This is a genomic window from Methylomicrobium lacus, assembly GCF_041897535.1.
Classification (GTDB): domain Bacteria; phylum Pseudomonadota; class Gammaproteobacteria; order Methylococcales; family Methylomonadaceae; genus Methylomicrobium; species Methylomicrobium lacus_A.
Map to the genome: position 1 here is coordinate 1,000,734 of NZ_CP169217.1, position 16,740 is coordinate 1,017,473.

The 16,740-nt window shown below is 59.5% G+C and carries 18 protein-coding genes; 13 read left to right on the forward strand and 5 right to left on the reverse strand.

What is annotated here, in order from left to right:
* Positions 1-85 precede the first annotated feature (85 nt).
* Complete coding sequence (locus ACEPPP_RS04340) at positions 86-769, forward strand: YebC/PmpR family DNA-binding transcriptional regulator (RefSeq protein ID WP_374089823.1); 684 nt, start codon at positions 86-88, stop codon at positions 767-769.
* 121 nt (positions 770-890) lie between these two features.
* Here ACEPPP_RS04340 and ACEPPP_RS04345 read toward each other — a convergent pair whose 3' ends face one another.
* Positions 891-1,232 (reverse strand): zinc ribbon domain-containing protein YjdM, encoded by a 342-nt coding sequence (locus ACEPPP_RS04345; protein ID WP_374089824.1) that lies wholly within the window; start codon positions 1,230-1,232, stop codon positions 891-893.
* A 221-nt stretch (positions 1,233-1,453) separates the two neighbouring features.
* On the opposite strand from ACEPPP_RS04345, the gene atpD reads away from it, so the two are divergent.
* From atpD to ACEPPP_RS04385, 8 genes are read left to right on the forward strand one after another with little or no spacing between them, the layout of a single operon-like run.
* Positions 1,454-2,827: a F0F1 ATP synthase subunit beta gene (gene atpD / locus ACEPPP_RS04350; protein WP_374089825.1), complete on the forward strand. Its 1,374-nt coding sequence runs from the start codon at positions 1,454-1,456 to the stop codon at positions 2,825-2,827.
* Positions 2,824-3,231 carry a F0F1 ATP synthase subunit epsilon gene (locus tag ACEPPP_RS04355; RefSeq protein WP_374089826.1) on the forward strand — a complete coding sequence of 136 codons (408 nt, stop codon included), beginning with the start codon at positions 2,824-2,826 and terminating at the stop codon, positions 3,229-3,231. Before atpD ends, ACEPPP_RS04355 begins: the two co-directional genes overlap by 4 nt.
* A gap of 5 nt (positions 3,232-3,236) precedes the next feature.
* Positions 3,237-3,512, forward strand: a complete 276-nt coding sequence (locus ACEPPP_RS04360; protein ID WP_024296725.1) for an AtpZ/AtpI family protein — start codon at positions 3,237-3,239, stop codon at positions 3,510-3,512.
* Positions 3,509-4,213: a F0F1 ATP synthase subunit A gene (locus ACEPPP_RS04365; RefSeq protein WP_374089827.1), complete on the forward strand. Its 705-nt coding sequence runs from the start codon at positions 3,509-3,511 to the stop codon at positions 4,211-4,213. The genes ACEPPP_RS04360 and ACEPPP_RS04365 overlap by 4 nt, the downstream gene beginning before the upstream one ends.
* Positions 4,210-4,476, forward strand: a complete 267-nt coding sequence (gene atpE / locus ACEPPP_RS04370; protein WP_374089828.1) for an ATP synthase F0 subunit C — start codon at positions 4,210-4,212, stop codon at positions 4,474-4,476. Before ACEPPP_RS04365 ends, atpE begins: the two co-directional genes overlap by 4 nt.
* A 16-nt stretch (positions 4,477-4,492) precedes the next feature.
* A complete protein-coding gene (locus ACEPPP_RS04375; RefSeq protein ID WP_374089829.1) occupies positions 4,493-5,248 on the forward strand; it encodes a F0F1 ATP synthase subunit delta in 756 nt (251 codons plus the stop codon).
* Positions 5,205-6,704, forward strand: coding sequence for a F0F1 ATP synthase subunit alpha (locus ACEPPP_RS04380; protein ID WP_374090888.1), 1,500 nt, complete (start codon positions 5,205-5,207; stop codon positions 6,702-6,704). The genes ACEPPP_RS04375 and ACEPPP_RS04380 overlap by 44 nt, the downstream gene beginning before the upstream one ends.
* On the forward strand, positions 6,688-7,491 hold the full coding sequence (locus ACEPPP_RS04385) for a FoF1 ATP synthase subunit gamma (RefSeq protein ID WP_374089830.1): 804 nt from the start codon (positions 6,688-6,690) through the stop codon (positions 7,489-7,491). Before ACEPPP_RS04380 ends, ACEPPP_RS04385 begins: the two co-directional genes overlap by 17 nt.
* A 98-nt stretch (positions 7,492-7,589) precedes the next feature.
* Here the strand turns inward: ACEPPP_RS04385 and ACEPPP_RS04390 are convergent, their stop codons facing one another.
* Positions 7,590-8,783 carry a lipase family protein gene (locus ACEPPP_RS04390; protein WP_374089831.1) on the reverse strand — a complete coding sequence of 398 codons (1,194 nt, stop codon included), beginning with the start codon at positions 8,781-8,783 and terminating at the stop codon, positions 7,590-7,592.
* Between the two features lie 215 nt (positions 8,784-8,998).
* Between ACEPPP_RS04390 and ACEPPP_RS04395 the strand changes: the two genes are divergently transcribed.
* Positions 8,999-9,682: an N-acetylmuramoyl-L-alanine amidase gene (locus ACEPPP_RS04395; protein ID WP_374089832.1), complete on the forward strand. Its 684-nt coding sequence runs from the start codon at positions 8,999-9,001 to the stop codon at positions 9,680-9,682.
* A 33-nt stretch (positions 9,683-9,715) separates the two neighbouring features.
* On the opposite strand, the gene ACEPPP_RS04400 is transcribed toward ACEPPP_RS04395, so the two are convergent.
* Positions 9,716-10,282 (reverse strand): RnfABCDGE type electron transport complex subunit B, encoded by a 567-nt coding sequence (locus tag ACEPPP_RS04400; protein WP_374089833.1) that lies wholly within the window; start codon positions 10,280-10,282, stop codon positions 9,716-9,718.
* Between the two features lie 175 nt (positions 10,283-10,457).
* On the opposite strand from ACEPPP_RS04400, the gene ACEPPP_RS04405 reads away from it, so the two are divergent.
* Complete coding sequence (locus ACEPPP_RS04405) at positions 10,458-11,774, forward strand: sigma-54 interaction domain-containing protein (protein WP_374089834.1); 1,317 nt, start codon at positions 10,458-10,460, stop codon at positions 11,772-11,774.
* A gap of 7 nt (positions 11,775-11,781) precedes the next feature.
* Here the strand turns inward: ACEPPP_RS04405 and ACEPPP_RS04410 are convergent, their stop codons facing one another.
* Both ACEPPP_RS04410 and ACEPPP_RS04415 read right to left on the reverse strand, forming a co-directional pair.
* Positions 11,782-12,600 carry a DUF2231 domain-containing protein gene (locus ACEPPP_RS04410; protein ID WP_374089835.1) on the reverse strand — a complete coding sequence of 273 codons (819 nt, stop codon included), beginning with the start codon at positions 12,598-12,600 and terminating at the stop codon, positions 11,782-11,784.
* 115 nt (positions 12,601-12,715) lie between these two features.
* Complete coding sequence (locus ACEPPP_RS04415) at positions 12,716-13,963, reverse strand: EAL domain-containing protein (protein ID WP_374089836.1); 1,248 nt, start codon at positions 13,961-13,963, stop codon at positions 12,716-12,718.
* A gap of 318 nt (positions 13,964-14,281) precedes the next feature.
* Here ACEPPP_RS04415 and ACEPPP_RS04420 point away from each other — a divergent pair, with 318 nt between their 5' ends.
* Together ACEPPP_RS04420 and ACEPPP_RS04425 are read left to right on the forward strand one after the other, a co-directional pair.
* Positions 14,282-14,953, forward strand: a complete 672-nt coding sequence (locus tag ACEPPP_RS04420; RefSeq protein ID WP_374089837.1) for a TVP38/TMEM64 family protein — start codon at positions 14,282-14,284, stop codon at positions 14,951-14,953.
* The gene (locus tag ACEPPP_RS04425) at positions 14,950-16,431 is read left to right on the forward strand and encodes an NAD(P)/FAD-dependent oxidoreductase (protein ID WP_374089838.1); all 1,482 of its coding nucleotides are present in this window, start codon (positions 14,950-14,952) and stop codon (positions 16,429-16,431) included. Before ACEPPP_RS04420 ends, ACEPPP_RS04425 begins: the two co-directional genes overlap by 4 nt.
* The last annotated feature ends 309 nt before the right edge of the window (positions 16,432-16,740 follow it).

Below are 16,740 nucleotides of genomic sequence, written 5' to 3' on the forward strand. Positions count from 1 at the left end.
CTACTTGCCTGTAAAATCTGCCTCTTTTTGTTTTCAATGGAGCAACAACCCCATGGGTAGAGCCTATCAAAACCGTAAAGTTTCCATGGCCAAAACGGCTGACGCCAAGACCAAGGTCTACAGCAAATACGGGCGCGAAATTTATGTGTGCGCTAAATCGGGCGGTATCGACCCGGCCGGAAACCTGACCTTACGGGGGTTGATCGATCGCGCCAAGAAAGATCAGGTGCCTGCCCACGTGATTGAAAAAGCCATCGACAAAGCGAAAGGCGGCGGCGGCGAAGATTTCGCGCCGGCACGTTATGAAGGCTTTGGCCCCGGCGGCTGCATGGTGATTGTCGATTGTCTGACCGACAACCCTAACCGGACTTTCGGCGATGTCCGTCTGTGTTTTACCAAGACGAAATGCAAGATCGGCACCCCCGGCACGGTCAGCCACATGTTCGACCATGCCGCCATCCTGGCATTCAAGGGCGCCGACGAAGACGCCGTTCTCGAAGCCCTGCTGACGGCAGATGTGGATGTGACCGATATTGAAAACGAAGAGGGAAAAATCACCGTGTTCACGCCGCAGGCCGACTACGCGAAGGCCAAGCAAGCCTTGACCGATTTATTGGGTGAGATTGATTTCGAGGCGGACGAAATTCAATTCGTGCCCAAAGGCGCCACGAAGATCAGCGGCGACGATATTGCCTTGTTTGAAAAGTTTTTGGATATGTTGAACGATCTGGACGATGTGCAGAACGTTTTTCATGATGCCGAGTATTGAAGCCGGCCGATAGGGAGGCTGAGCGGAGCCGAAACTCGCTGTCGGCTTCGGCTCCGCTCAGACAACGGATTCATGTAAATCGCCTTAGCATGAATGCGAAATGCCGTCCGCCAGCCAGGCCTCAAATCTTCTTCACGAATTCCGACTTCAGCTTCATCGCGCCGATACCGTCGATTTTGCAGTCGATGTCATGATCGCCGTCAACCAGACGGATGTTTTTGACCTTGGTGCCGACCTTCACGACCAGCGACGAACCTTTGACCTTGAGGTCCTTGATCACGGTCACGCTGTCGCCGTCCTGCAATACGTTGCCGTTTGCATCCTTGATCACGCGCACATCGCCGCTGTCTTCGGCCGTTGCGGCGGTTGACCATTCATGCGCGCATTCGGGGCAAATGAAGAGACCGTTGTCTTCGTAGGTGAATTCGGAGCCGCATGCCGGGCATGGGGGAAGATTACTCATTGCTTTTCCTTCAGGGTGATTGATCAGAGCCTTGACATACAAGGCAAATTGGGCGCCCATCATGCCAGATTTGGGCGCGATTTGTCCAACATCTAGACCTTATCGTGGGCGGCTTATCAAGCCGTCGATCGCCTCGCCGCCTGATAATTTGTCGGCGCCCTCCCCTTCATGCCAACGGAGTATGCTAGAATCTGCGGATATTTAATCCGCTGCGGGAGTCTATGTTACCGCCAAACGAAACGACAGTCGGCTGGATCGAAGCGGCGCATGGGCCGGTGGTCGACGTGCATTGCAATTATTTGCCGCCGATCGGCCAGGCACTCGATGTGGTCAACGGCGGCGGACGCTATGTGCTGGTCGTCTATCAGCACCTCACCCCCGAATTGATCCGCGCGATCGCGTTGTCTCCGGTTTCGGGCCTGTACCGGGGCATGCCGGTATTCGACCGCGGCGCGCCGCTGCATGTACCGGTCGATCCGTCCTGTCTCGGGCGCATGCTGAACGTTTTCGGCGAAGCCTTGGACGGCGACCCTGCCCTGCCTTCTGCGACCTACCGTAATATCCTGTCCTCGCCGCCCTTGCTCTCGGAGACTTTGCCGGCCAGCCGTATCCTGGAAACCGGCATCAAGGTGATCGACCTCTTGTGCCCCTTCGTGCGCGGCGGCAAGACCGGCCTGTTCGGCGGCGCCGGCGTCGGCAAGACCGTGTTGATGATGGAGTTCATGCATGCGGTCAGCAGCGCGATGCAGGGCGTCTCGGTCTATGCCGGCGTCGGCGAGCGGATGCGCGAGGGCCATGAACTCTGGAAGGAGATGGGCGAGGCCGGCGTGCTGGAACGGGCCCTACTGGTCTTCGGGCAGATGGACGAGTCGCCCGGCGTGCGTTTCCATGTCGGCTATACGGCCTTGGCCTATGCCGAATACCTGCGCGATACGCTCGAAACGGAAGTGCTGTTCCTGATGGACAACATCTTCCGCTTCGTGCAGGCCGGCAGCGAGATTTCGGGGCTGCTCGGGCGCATGCCGGCGACCGTCGGCTATCAGCCGACCCTGTTGACCGAAGTCGCCTCGCTCGAAGAACGCATCGTCTCGACCCGCTCCGGCTCGATCACCTCGGTGCAGGCGGTGTACGTGCCGGCCGACGACATGTCCGATCCGGCCGTCGCGACGATCTTGGGACACCTCGACAGCGTAGTGATCCTGTCCCGCCAGCAGGCCGCCAAGGGCATTTATCCGGCGATCGACCCGTTGCGCTCGGGCAGCCGGATGATGGATCACCGGATTCTCGGCGACCGCCATTACCAGGTCGCCCGCACGGTGCGCGAACATTTGTCGCGCTATCACGAACTCGAAGACATCATCGCGATGCTCGGCATCGAGGAATTGTCCAAGGAAGACCGCCTGATCGTCGAGCGCGCCCGGCGCCTGCAGCGCTACCTGACGCAGCCTTTCAACACGGTCGCCGACCATACCGGCATCCCCGGCGTGCGCGTGCCGCTCGAACAGACGATCAGCGACTGCGAGGCCTTCATCGACGGCAAATTCGACCGGTTCAGCGAGGCCGACTGTTATATGAAGGGCGCGATGCCGGCATGAAAACGTTTGATCTGACCTTGATCGACACCCTGGAGCTGACCCGCTTCGAGAAGGTCCGCCAGTTCATCGCGGCCGACGAAGGCGGTAGTTTCGGCATCCTGGCCGGCCATGCGCATACGGTCGCCCTGTTGCGTTACGGGCTGGCGCGCTTCTGTGATGACAGCGGACACTGGCGCTACCTCGCGATGCCGGGCGGAGTTTTGCGTTTTGCCGACAACCGCTTGACGGTGACCACGGTGCGCTATTTTCTCGGCACCGACCCGGACGCGATTTGCGCGGATCTGGAAGAAGCGATGCAGCAGACCGACTCAGAAGTGCACCGCGCGCGCGCCGCGCTCTCCGAAATCGAACACTCGCTGGTCAAACGGCTAGCCGAGTTAAGCCATCAACGCCGCGGGAGTTAAACCTGATGCCCTATCGGGACAAGTTGTCGAAGCACACCCGGCGCGACATCGAGCGCCTGAAAAACAAGGCCTTCAGACCCGCGACCTGGATCGGCATCCTGCTCTATGGCGGGACCTTGGGGTTGTTGTTCGTCGTGCCGATCGTGGCCGGAGCCTATCTCGGCCGCTGGCTCGATACCCTGGCCTCCGGCTATTCGGTGCGCTGGACCGTCAGCCTGATCGTGCTCGGCATTACGGTCGGCGGCTATAACGTCTTCCGCTTTTTGAGGGACCGCACATGAATCATTCGGAACTCGGCGCCGAGATCGTCTGGCAAATCGGTCCCTTCGGCATCACCAGCACGGTCGTGACGACCTGGGGCATCATGCTGGTGTTCACGCTGCTGGCGCTCCTGGGCCATCTGACCTTGCGCGCCGCTCCCGGCCGCCTGCAAACCGCGATCGAGGCGGTTCTGATCGCGATCGAGGATGCGTTGAAGGAGGTGCTGCCGCCGACCGCCGTGCGCCTGGTATTGCCTTTCGTCGGCACATTGTGGCTGTTCGTGCTGGCCGCGAATCTGACCGGGCTGATTCCGGGGCTGCATGCGCCGACCCGCGACCTGTCCGCGACCGCGGCGCTGGCGGTGTTGGTGTTTGGGGCGAGCCACTGGTACGGCATTCGCGGCCGCGGCCTGAAGAACCATCTACGCCATTACACCGAACCGAGCGTGATCCTGCTGCCCTTCCATATCATCAGCGAAATCACCCGCACTTTAGCCCTGGCTATCCGTCTGTTCGGCAACATGATGAGCCTGGAGATGGCGGCCCTCCTGGTGCTGCTGATCGCTGGCTTCCTGGTGCCGGTGCCGCTGTTGCTACTGCATGTGATCGAGGCAATCGTGCAGGCCTACATTTTCGGCATGCTGGCCCTGATCTATATTGCCGGCGCGCTGGAGCCCGGCGAAGCCGAAACGAATTCACCATCTTCCGAGGAAACATCATGAACGACCTGCATTTATTCAGCACGCTGTCGACCGCGGTCGCCGGCATCGTGATCGCATTAGGCACGATGCTGCCCGCGCTTGCGATGGGCCGGGCGATCGCGAGTGCGCTGGAGGCCCTGGCGCGCCAGCCCGAAGCCGAAAAAACGATCACCCGCACCCTGTTCATCGGCCTCGCGATGATCGAGTCCTTGGCGATCTACTGCCTGGTCATCGCGCTGATCATCCTGTTCCGTAATCCTTTGCTTGAATATTTCCTGAAATAAGCGGCCGGGACTAACGATGCAACTCGACTGGACGACATTCATCCTCGAAATCCTGAACTTCCTGGTCTTGATTTGGATTCTGCAACGTTTCCTCTATCGGCCGGTGCTGGACTTGCTCACCGCCCGTCAGCAAAAAATCAGCGATGTGACCGCACAAGCGCAAAAGATGCATGACGAAGCCGAAGCGTTGCGCCTTCAATATGAATCGCGTCTGGCCGACTGGCGTCAGGAACGCGAAAACAGCCGCCGGCAATTGACCGAGGAATTGGCGCTGCTGAAAACCCAGGAAATGGCCAACATCAAGCAAGCCCTGGCCGGCGAAGAAGAAAAATTGCGGGTGCGCAATGCGACCCTGCTGGCCGCGCGCGAAGCCGAACTGCTACGCTCGGCGACCGGACAAGCTTATGACGAGGCGGCGGCGATGCTGAAGCGGTTGGCATCGAAGGCGCTGACCGAGCGCATCGCCGGCTTGTTTCTGGAGGATTTGGCGGCGTTGCCCGAAAACGAGCGCGGCGCGCTGAGCAAGGCCGGTAAAGCGCTGCCGGAAAACGCCGCAATCACGGTCGTTTCGGCGCACCCCCTGGACACATCGACTCGCAGCGCGATCGAAGCCGCATTGAACGCGGCCGCAGGGCAAACCTTACAGGCGGCCTTTGCGGAAGACCCGGCGTTGATCGCGGGCCTGCGCGCGGTCGTCGGCGAATGCCAGCTGCATGCCAATCTGGCCGATGAACTGGCGTTTTTTAAACGGCAAGCCGATCATGCCCGATAACTCAGCCGCCGTGAACTTGCAGGATTACCGCTTTGGCCTTCGGCTCAGCGAGCGGGGCAGCGTCGCCGGCATCGGCGACGGCATCGCCCTGATTCGCGGCCTGCCCACCGCTCGGCTCGACGAGCTGATCAGCTTCGACGACGGCAGCACCGGCCTGGTGTTCCAGCTCGGCAAGGACCTGCTCGGCGCGATTTTGCTGTCGCAGTCGCAGGGCGTCACCGCCGGCATGTCGGTGCAGCATACCGGCCGGAAGCTCGAAATCGGCGTCGGCGAAGTCTTATTGGGCCGTGTGGTCGATCCCTTGGGGAAACCATTGGACGGCTTGCCCGATCCCGACTTCAGCCAGTTCAATCCGCTCGAAGCCGCCGCGCCGCCGATCATCGAACGCGATTTCGTAAAAGACCCTTTATACACCGGCAACAAGATCGTCGATGCGCTGATACCGATCGGCAAAGGCCAGCGGCAGCTGATCATCGGCGACGACGGCATCGGCAAAAGCACGCTCGCCCTCGATGCGGTGATCAATCAGAAGGGCCGCGACGTATTCTGCGTGTTCGTGCTGATCGGGCAGCCCCGTTCCTCGGTCGCCGGCACGATCGAGACCCTGCGCGCGGCCGGCGCGCTCGACTATACCGTCGTGGTGGTCGCCGAGGCGAACGCGCTGCCCGGTTTCCGCTACCTGGCCCCGTTCGCCGGTTGCGCGATCGCCGAACACTGGATGCGCCTCGGCCGCGATACGCTGGTCGTTTATGACGACCTGACCCGCCATGCGCAATCCTACCGCGAACTGTCGCTGCTCTTGCAACGCCCGCCCGGACGCGAGGCCTATCCCGGCGATATTTTTTACCTGCATTCGCGCCTGCTCGAACGCTCGACCGTGCTGGGCCTGTCTTCCGGCGGCGGCAGCATGACCGCGCTGCCGATCATCGAAACTCGGCAAGGGGAACTGTCCGCCTACATTCCGACCAACCTGATCTCGATCACCGACGGCCAGATTTATTTCGAAAGCAAACTGTTCGCGGCCGGCTTCCTGCCCGCGATCGACATCGGCCGCTCGGTGTCGCGGATCGGCGGCAAGGCGCAACATGAGGCGATCAAGGCCGCGTCCGCGCGCATTCGCCTCGATTATCTGCAATTTCTGGAACTGGAATTGTTTGCCCGCTTCGGCGCCAGACTCGAAGCCGGCGTCGAGGAAAAGCTCCGGCACGGACGCCTTCTGCGCGAGATTCTGAAGCAGGACCGACTCGAACCCTTGTCCGAACAGGCGCATCTGGCTTGGCTGTTGGCCTATGGCGAGGGCTTGCTGAACGAGACTCCGCCGGAACAAGCGACCGAACGTTTGCATCGGGTCTTCGAACAACTGCCGGACTCCGGCCTGAAGCTCGAAACCCCCAAACCGCAATGGCTGGGCAAACTGAAATCCTGGTTGAGCGAAGCGCATGAGCCAGCGGCGTGAAATCGAAACCCGGCTGGCTTTGTATGAAGACCTGTCGGGCATCCTCGGCGCGATGCGCAGTTTTGCGCTGGCCGAATTGCGCAAGGTCGGCAAACGCGAGGCCATCCAGCAGCAGCTCGTGCAAAATCTGAGCGAAGCGCTGCACGATGTCGCGTTCGCGCTGCCTCCGCTTGAAAAACCGGACCATGACATCTGGCTGCTGTTCGGATCGGTGCGGGGATTTTGCGGCAGTTTCAACGAGGATGTGCTGCACTCCTGGCAGGAGCAGGCGGATCAACAGCAGCCCGTGATCCTGATCGGCGAACGTCTCTACGATTTGCTGCCAGAAAACCCAATGACCTTTCGCGTGGCAGGCGCGAATGGCGGGCTCGATGCCGCCGCCACGATCGAGAGGATACTGCCGGCGATCGCCGAGTTGCGGCGACAACACCGGGGCGTGCCGGGGTTGATCGCCTGTTTTCGCGACGAGCACGGCGCGCGCAGCCAACGCTTGTTGCCGCCGGCCGAGGAAAGGCCCGCCGCTGCCGGTTACCCGCCCTGCATTTTCGCATCGATCGAGGCAACCGCCGCCGGCATCGCCGAGCATTATTTGTTCCATCAGATGCTGGCGATCTTATTGCGCTCGATCCGGGTCGAAAACCACATGCGGCTGATGCAAATGGAGAATGCTCTGCGCCATCTCGACGAAGGCGGCGACGAATTGATGCGGCAGCGCAACCGCCTGCGCCAGGAAGAAATCGTCGAAGAGATTGAATTGATGACCAGCGGGAAAACGATAGCCCTATGACCATTGTCCCTTTGGCGAGCCGGCTTTTCGCCAAGCTCGCCAAAGAGGGAGTGGCAAGCAAAGGATTCCAAAAAGTCACCACTAAAATCACCCCGGCTTTACACCTGCTGCATCAGTTTCCGATACGTCGTGGCATGATGCTGTAGCAGAAAATCGGCTTCTCCCGGCTGCGCCGGTGGATAAAGATCGCCGCCATCGAAAAGCCCGAACAGCGGAACCAAAGTCCCGCACACCGAATAATTCAACGAATTGACCGGCGTATCGGCAATCGGCGGCAAATCATCGAAATAATGCGTATCGATCTGGTCCATCTCGTGTTGATGGTACAGTTTCGCAGTCTTGTCTCCGACCCATTCGGCAATGAGATTGCGCGTCTTGAAGATGACACGCGAGATGCCTCCCAGCCCTTTGAGCACTACCCTCTTGGCACCCATCCCCTGCATCGCACTTTCTGCGAGCGTATCATAAACCGCCTCGGCTAAGGTCTGGTTCGTTAACGGCACCTTCGTAACGGGATCGAGATGATTGTTGATCACGAAAGCCGCGCCCCGACTGCCTGCGATACGCGCAAAGTCGATCCCGAATTGGGCATTGCCCGGCTTGGGCTGAGCGAAAAGGTACGATTTCAGTTGCAGCGCTTTCGCATTCAAACCGTACCTGTCGCTAGGGTCGGTGAGCGCGTAATGCAAAAACGCGTGCACCAACGTCGCGATCGCCGCGCCCTGGCTGTGTCCGGTTATCGTCAACTGCACGCCCGCCGGCACATTCTCCGACAGCTGCTTCAGGATGCCTCTTTGCTTGTCGAACAGCAGCGTAAACGCCGCATAGGCGAAACCCAGATGCACTTCCGCGCCCGGCGTCGACGCGAAAGTGACCGGTAATATCCTGTTCTTCGGAAACTCGATGCCGGCATTGGCCGCAATCGTCGTTGCCAAGGCATCGTCAAGAATACTCCTGGCCTGCCCTATCGTGCCGCGAATCGCCAGCACATAATGCCCGGGATTCGCCGTGTATTTATACAAAAGCCAGGCATTCTCGAATGCCCCGAAGCCGTTATCGTTCGGATTGTCGCCGAGACCGTCGCGGCTGTCATAGACCTTTTCGCAACCGTCAAGGTTGGCGATGAACTCGGGGTTACCGGCATTTCTGGGATCGGTTCTGCTGTCCTGATCGTTCAGTTCGATGCAGAATTCGATCATCTTTTTTGCCTCCTCGTCATTAAAGCCGCTGTTCGCGGTTTGATGGGTCAGGCTGTCGCGTTGTTTTGCCAGGATGGGATGGATTTGAGTCATGATGGGCGCCTTGTCGTTATGTTTGTTGAACCCTGCTCGAATGGAAACCTTCACCGACACGCATTGGGCTCGCTCGGCACTCCGGAAGGTCCGTGTATGCACACGAGGCTAGAGCTTATCATTCGCCGCCTATGGCTGCAAGCTCTCGCTATCGCCGAACTTGGCGGCGCCCGTTATACTAACGCGAATAACTGGAAAACGCCTGGCTGACGCCCATGAAACCCCTGTTTTTACTGCTGACTTGCTTGAGCCTTTCTAGCACCGCCGCCGAGGTCGCGCTCGACATCGGGCATTCAAGAAACCGACCCGGCACGATCAGCGCCGGCGGCGTGCCCGAGTGGGAACTGAACCTGCGGCTCGCGGAAGAAGTTGCCTCGCACCTTCGACGGCGGGGTGTCGGTTATCGTCTGATCGGCGCTGACGGCAACATGGAAGTGCTGACCGAACGTACGGCGCTGGCGGCAAAAGACGGCCTGTTTATTTCATTGCATCACGACTCGGTGCAGCCGGACTGGTTCGCCCAGGCTGAACACTATCGCGGCTACTCGCTGTTTGTCTCGCGTAAAAATCAGCAAATCGATCAAAGCCTGGCCTGCGCGAAGCGGATCGGCGACCGGCTGATCGGGGCCCGCTTTCAGCCATCGCTCTATCATGCGACGCCGGTCAAGGGCGAAAATCGGCCGTTTGCGGATCAAGGCCGCGGCATCCATTACTATGACGATCTGGCGGTGCTGCGTACCGCCCGGCAGGCGGCCGTCCTGGTCGAGGCCGGCGTGGTCGCCAATCCTCGGGACGAAATGCATGTGACCGGCAAGGAAGGCCGAGACCGAGTGGCTCGCGCCATCGCCGAGGCCATAGTGGACTGTTTACAGGCGATGCGGACGTATTCCCTGCCCTAGCGAGCCATAGAATTAATTAATAGTCGGCGATCCTCAGCGGACCGCAGCCTGCATTTTCGCCAGCAATGCGGCTTTCTTCTCCCGCGCCCGCGCCGCTTTTTCGGCTTCGTCGCGCGCCTTGCGCAGGCCCCGCAGTTCATAGCGGCTTTTGGCCAGATCCGCGCGCAGCGGTTTCAGCGCCCCGGCCAGCGCCGGGCTCTCGGCCGGCGTCTCCTGCATCACGATGCAATCGACCGGACACGGCGCGATGCAAAGTTCGCAGCCTGTGCACTCCGAGGCGATCACCGTATGCATCTGCTTCGCCGCGCCCAAGATCGCATCGACAGGACAGGCCGCGAGGCACTTCGCGCAACCGATACAGTCGGCTTCGACAATCATCGCGACGGCTCTGGGTTTATGCTCGCCGCAACCGGGATCGAGCGGCTTCGGTTCGACGCCAAAAAAATTCGCCAGCGCCCAAATGCCTTCCTCGCCGCCGGGCGGACAGCGGTTGATGTCGGCGGCGCCCGCGGCCATCGCCTCCGCATAAGGCCGGCAGCCCTGATAGCCGCATTTGCCGCACTGGGTCTGCGGCAACAAGGCATTGATTTGATCGATCACTTTCGGTCCTGAACTGAATTTGCAAAAGGCAAATTATACTCCAGAGCGCTGCACTCCGATCAAAACGCGAAAATCGGCTTTGAGCGTTTATGATTGATTTGCCGGCAGCGCTCGGCTAATATCGGCGACTCTATGCACAAGCCATCGCCCCTTCGACGAATCACCGTTACGATCAATGCCTGACGCCATCAACCTGCCGGACCACTGGCTCGAAGGGCTCGACAGCCGCTCATCCTTTGCCGCCCTGCTCGAACTTTGTCAAACCCTCGCGTTTTACATCGTCGACCGCGAACAGAACGTGCTGTATTGGAGCCCCGGCGCGGAACGGCTCACCGGCAGCCATCCGGGAAAAACCTGTCCGCCGGAATTCAGAATTGATGCCGATGTTCAGGAGGCGATTCCCACCCTGGGACCGAACGGCGGCCTGCTGACCCTGCGCCGATCCGCCCGCCTGCTGTATGACCGGCATGGCGATCCGGCAGGCGGCATCGCGCTGTTGACCCCGGCCGATACGGTCGAGACAGCGGCCGAAAAACCGCGGGCGACTTCCGGGCGGGAGCAAAACTTTCAAGGCATCATCAGCCGATCACCGGCGATGCGCAATGTCTTCCAGATCATCCGGAATGCGGCCGAGACCGAAGCGACCGTGCTGGTCCGGGGCGAGAGCGGCTCGGGCAAGGAACTGGTCGCGAAAGCGATTCACGATCTCAGCGCACGCAGAGACGCGCCGTTTCTGGCCGTCAATTGCGCGGCGCTGTCCGCCAATCTGCTCGAAAGCGAGCTGTTCGGACATGTGCGGGGGGCGTTTACCGGCGCGATCAAGGATCACAAGGGCGTGTTTCAACGCGCCGAAGGCGGCACGCTGTTTCTGGACGAGGTGGCCGAATTGCCGCTGGAATTGCAGGCCAAACTGCTCAGGGTGATTCAGGAAAGAAATTTCATGCCGGTCGGCGGCGACCGCATGATCGGCGCCGATGTGCGCATCGTCGCGGCGACGCACCGCTCGCTCCGGGAAGAGGTCAAAACTGGCCATTTTCGCGAAGATTTGATGTACCGGCTGCGCGTCGTGCCGATCTTCATTCCTCCCTTGCGGGAGCGGCGCGAAGACATCAGCCTGTTGATCTGGCATTTCATCGCGCAGCACAATGCGCGTAAATTCAGACAAATCGACAAGATCGACCCGCAGGCGATGCGCCTGCTGCTCGATTATCACTGGCCCGGCAATGTCCGGGAATTGCAGAATGTGATCGAGTATGCGTTCGCGGTCGGGCGCGGCGCGACCTTACGCCAGACGGAACTGCCGCCCGAGTTTAGCGAACCGAAAACGATCGCGCCTGCCGCCAATGCCCTGCCGCTGCGCAGCCCGGAGCAGGAAAAACAGGCAATCGGCGAGGCGCTGCGGCAAAGCCACGGCCGGGTCACCGAAGCGGCCCGGCTCGCCGGCATGAGCCGAGCGACGTTCTGGCGCAAACGCAAGCATTATGGCCTGTGAGCGTTGATCATTGGCCCGCCGCGGGGTGAGCATGATTGTGCTGATGCCCATGGTCATGATGATGCTCATGCGTAGGTTCAGAACCCGGTGCATGCGTAGGCGCGGGCTCGGCTTCATGATCATGAGTTGGCTCAGACGCGGGCGCGGGCTCATGGTTATGATCATGCATTTCCCCGGGCACGGTCCCGTGCTCGTGGTCATGATGTTCCTCTCCCTCATGGTGGTGCATCAAGTCCTCTGCGCTGACCGGCACCGCCGACACCGCCACGCCGTAACGATAAACCATCAAGCCGCCCAGATCGGCGCCTAATACCATTAGGCCGCACATGACCGCGGACAGGATCAGAAACAGCGTGTTCGCGGCGCCTTCAATCACGCCGCCTTTCAGCGCGCGCCAGCCGGCCAGCGACAGCGCGAAAATGACTACCGCGATGCCAAAGTGCTCATGATGCTCCATGATTTGATGCACGTTTTCGCCGTGCGGGACCGAATTGGCCGCGATAAAACCGGCGGTCGCGGTAAAAATCGAGGCAACAGCGCCGAGGTACAACAAGCCGCTCGCGACCGCGCGCCAGCTCGGTTTTTTGGCCAGGCTTCCGACCAGATCGAGCGCGAAAAAAGCCGACAAGAACGCGATCGGAAAATGCACCAGCAGCGGATGGATGTTCTGCATCGCGGCGATGCCGGGCAGCACGGTCGAAAATATTTCCGGCGCTTCCATGCCCGCCAGTTTTTCGAGAAAACTCAGCAGGCCGCCAATCGCCGCCGCTACCCCGCCGCCGTGATCGGCGCCGCCATGGACCATGAAGGTTAAAGAATTGAACATAGTGATGATGATGGATTGATATTGAAGTCAGAGCAATCTGCCCGCTGCGGGGCAAAAAGCCAATTATCCCCAAACCGGTTGACCCAGTGGTTAAGGGAGCAGAAAAACCTATTTCTTACAGCGTCGCCGGATCAAACAACAGAGAAGGCTTGCCGACATAATAACCCTGCGCATAATCGACACCCAAAACCTTCAATTTCTCCAATTGCTCGGCATTTTCGACATACTCGGCGATAGTTTCCTTATTGAACAGCTTGGCCGCCGTGCTGATGAAGTTGACCACCAGTTCGGAATAAGGGCACTGCAGGATATTTTGCATGAACAGACCGTCGATCTTGAAATAATCGACATTGAATTTGGACAGATTGGCCAAATTGCTCGAGCCGATGCCGATGTCGTCCAGCGACAGCAAACACCCCAAATTGTCTTTCAACAGACGCATGAACTCGCTGGCCTGCTGATAGTCGTGATCGGCGACCGTTTCGGTGATTTCGAAACAGACCCGGCTCGAATCGACCCCGTAATATTTGAAATTCTTTTCGACTTTCTCGACAAAGCCCGGATAACGGATCGTGCTGCCGGAAATGTTCAGCGAATACATCACAGACTGCGGATATTCGGCGAGATAGCGGCATAACTGCTGCACCACGTAGAGGTCGACTTCCCGGCTGATATGAAACAGTTCGGCGGCCCTGAGTAAGCGCCTTTGCGTCTGGCTGTCGCCCCGGTCGTTTTTATAACGCAACAGCACCTCGGCCTTCTTTTCGAGATTCGCGCCATTGATCGGCAAGATCGGCTGCGCAAACAGCACGAACGCATGATTGGTCAAGCCCTCCCTGAGTTCGGGCAGCAGCTTCAACAGGTCATAATATTCATGCAGGACCGGATCATCGTGTTCGATCAGCTTGACCACGCTGTTGCCGGCGCGTTTGGCCTGAAACAACGCCTCGTCGACCGCGGCCAGAACCCGTTCCGGGGTTTTGTATTCGGGCGACAGCGAGGTCACGCCGATGATCAACTTCGGATAATACGCAATGTCGCCCACGATGATGCACTGCAGATCGATCAGATTCGCCAGTTGTTCGGCAAATTCCAGGCTTTCCGGCACCGGCATTCTCAACAGGATGCCGAAGCGGTTGCGCTCCAGCTTGCCGACGCGCGCGCCCGCAACCGATGCGACCTTGCCGATGATCAGCGCCTGAATCCGGGTAAAAAGTTCTTCCGCCGCCGCGGTGCCTTGGGTCAGGCTGGCGATTTGCAGGGTATGATTGATCTCCGCATACAGCAACGTATATTGCTTACGGCTGGCTTCCGCAATCCGCCCAATTTCTTCGATGAAGGCAATCCGGCTCAACAAATTCATGAAGCGATCGCCACCCTGCCCTGGAAATCGGTGCCGGAGCCGCAACCCGCTGCCGCATAATTAACGCTCCGCACGATGAACTTTATCATTCTCATCGCTATCAACGCCTATGTACAATCAGGCATTGCCGCTTCGCCAACGGCGAAGTGGGCGTGCTGGATTTTGCTTGCAGAATGTGGCTGCATCCGTCGGGGGGAAACAGGGAAAACGGCATGAATGAAGCAAACAGGGTTAACATCCGCGCATTGTACAATAAAACGCTGTCGGGATTCTTCCGGTTATTCGACCGATCCTTGATCAATTTGATGGAATAAAACGATGACGACCTTACAAATCCGGCTGCTTGCGATCATCGCCATCGCAATCGGCGCTTTTTTTCTTTTCGATCTCGATCAATGGCTGACGCTCGAACGCGTCAAGGCCGAATCCGCCCGCCTGACAGCCTACCGCGACGCCCATCCGCTGCTGGCTACGCTGACCTACGCGGCAATTTATATCGCGGTGACCGGCTTGTCGCTGCCCGGCGCGACGGTGCTGACGCTGGCCGGCGGTGCGCTGTTCGGGCTATTGTGGGGCACGCTGATCGTGTCGTTCGCCTCGAGCATCGGCGCGACACTGGCCTTCCTGGCCGCGCGCTTCCTGTTTCGGGACACGGTCGCGGCCAGATTCGGCGACCGTCTTGCCGCGATCGACGCGGGCCTCGCGAAAGACGGCCCCTATTATCTATTCACGTTACGCCTGGTGCCGCTGTTTCCGTTCTTCGCAATCAATCTCGCGATGGGCCTGACTTCGATCAAGACCCTGACCTTTTACTGGGTCAGTCAGGTCGGCATGCTGGCCGGCACCTTGGTGTATGTGAATGCGGGCACGCAATTGGCCAAGGTCGATTCGATGTCCGGCATTCTCTCGCCGCCGCTGGTCGGCGCCTTTGCGTTATTGGGTCTGTTTCCGCTGGCCGCGAAAAAATTGCTGGAGATACTGCCGCGATGAAGCCGAAACCTGTCAAAGCGAAGCCGCCGAAAAAATTCGACTACAACATCGCGGTGATCGGCGCGGGTTCGGCCGGCCTGGTGACTTCGTATATCGCCGCGGCGGTCAAGGCCAAGGTGATCCTGATCGAAAAACACCAGATGGGCGGCGACTGCCTAAACACCGGCTGCGTACCGTCCAAGGCCTTGATCCGCACGACCCGTCTGCTCGCCCTCGGCAGGCGTGCCGCCGAATTCGGCATCGCACGAATGCAGGCCGAATTCGCTTTCGGCGAGATCATGGAACGCGTGCAAAGGGTCGTCCAGACGGTCGCGCCGCACGACTCGATCGAGCGCTACACCGGTCTCGGCGTCGAGGTCGCGACCGGCAGCGCCCGCCTGACCTCGCCCTGGAGCATCGAGATTGCCGGCGCAACCGGCACACGCGCCCTCAGCGCTCGCTCTATCGTGATCGCCGCCGGCGCCCGCCCCCTGGCGCCGCCGATCCCTGGCCTCGACCAGATCAACTATCTGACCTCGGACACCATCTGGAACCTCCGCGTCGCGCCGAAGCGCCTCCTGGTACTCGGCGGCGGCCCGATCGGCTGCGAACTGGCGCAATGCTTTGCGCGCCTCGGCATACGGGTAACCCTGATCGAAATGGCGCCGCGCCTGTTGCTGCGCGAAGATCCGGAAGTCTCGACGCTGGTCGAAGACCAATTTCGGAAGGAAGGCATCGATTTGAAACTGGGCCACACCGCCAGACAGTTCCGCAGCGAAAACGGCGAGAAAATGCTGGTCGCCGAACACGCGGGCGGCACCGCCACGATCGCTTTCGACGAAGTCTTGGTCGCGTTGGGACGCGCGGCCAATGTCAAAGGCTACGGCCTCGAAGAACTCGGCGTGGAACTGTCGCCGAACAAGACGATTCGGGTCGATGCGTTTCAGGCGACCAATTATCCGCACATCTTCGCCTGCGGCGACGTCGCCGGTCCCTATCAATTCACCCATACCGCCGCACATCAGGCCTGGTATGCGGCCGTCAACGCACTGTTCGGCGGCATCAAAAAATTCCGCACCGACTATTCGGTGATTCCGTGGGCCACCTTCACCGAACCCGAAATCGCTCGCGTCGGCCTGAACGAACAGGACGCGAAAGCCCAAGGCATCGCCTATGAAACCAGTCGCTATGACCTGTCCGACCTGGACCGGGCGATCGCGGACGGCGAAGCGCGGGGCTTCGTGAAAGTCCTGACCGTGCCGGGCAAGGACAGGATACTCGGCGTCACGATCGCGGGCGAACACGCCGGCGACCTGATCGCCGAATTCATCCTCGCGATGAAGCACCATATCGGCCTGAACAAGATCCTCGGCACGATTCATATCTACCCGACCCTGACCGAAGCGAACAAATATGCGGCGGGGGTATGGAAACGTGCGCATCAGCCGGAGACCTTGCTGAAATGGCTGGCGAGATTTCATGCCTGGCGGCGGGGGTAATCGCCATCCTTTCACGCAAAAGTTTATACACAAAAGCTGTGGATAACTTTGTGGATAGATTGTTTCCGAGGCCGCAAAACTACCGTTTTTATTACACTTTGGTTAATTTGTATAAAAACGAATCAATCGGCTGATACAATAAAAAATCAATGACTTACGTGCGATTTCGAGATTCGGCACCGCACCTCTTGACACGTCGTAAGTCATTGATTTGTGCTGTGCATAAACAGGGTTGCCGCGAAAACATTTGTCAACACCTGGAAATGTGTTTTCCAATTCACCGCCGTACCGAACGTTTTTTTCACTTGC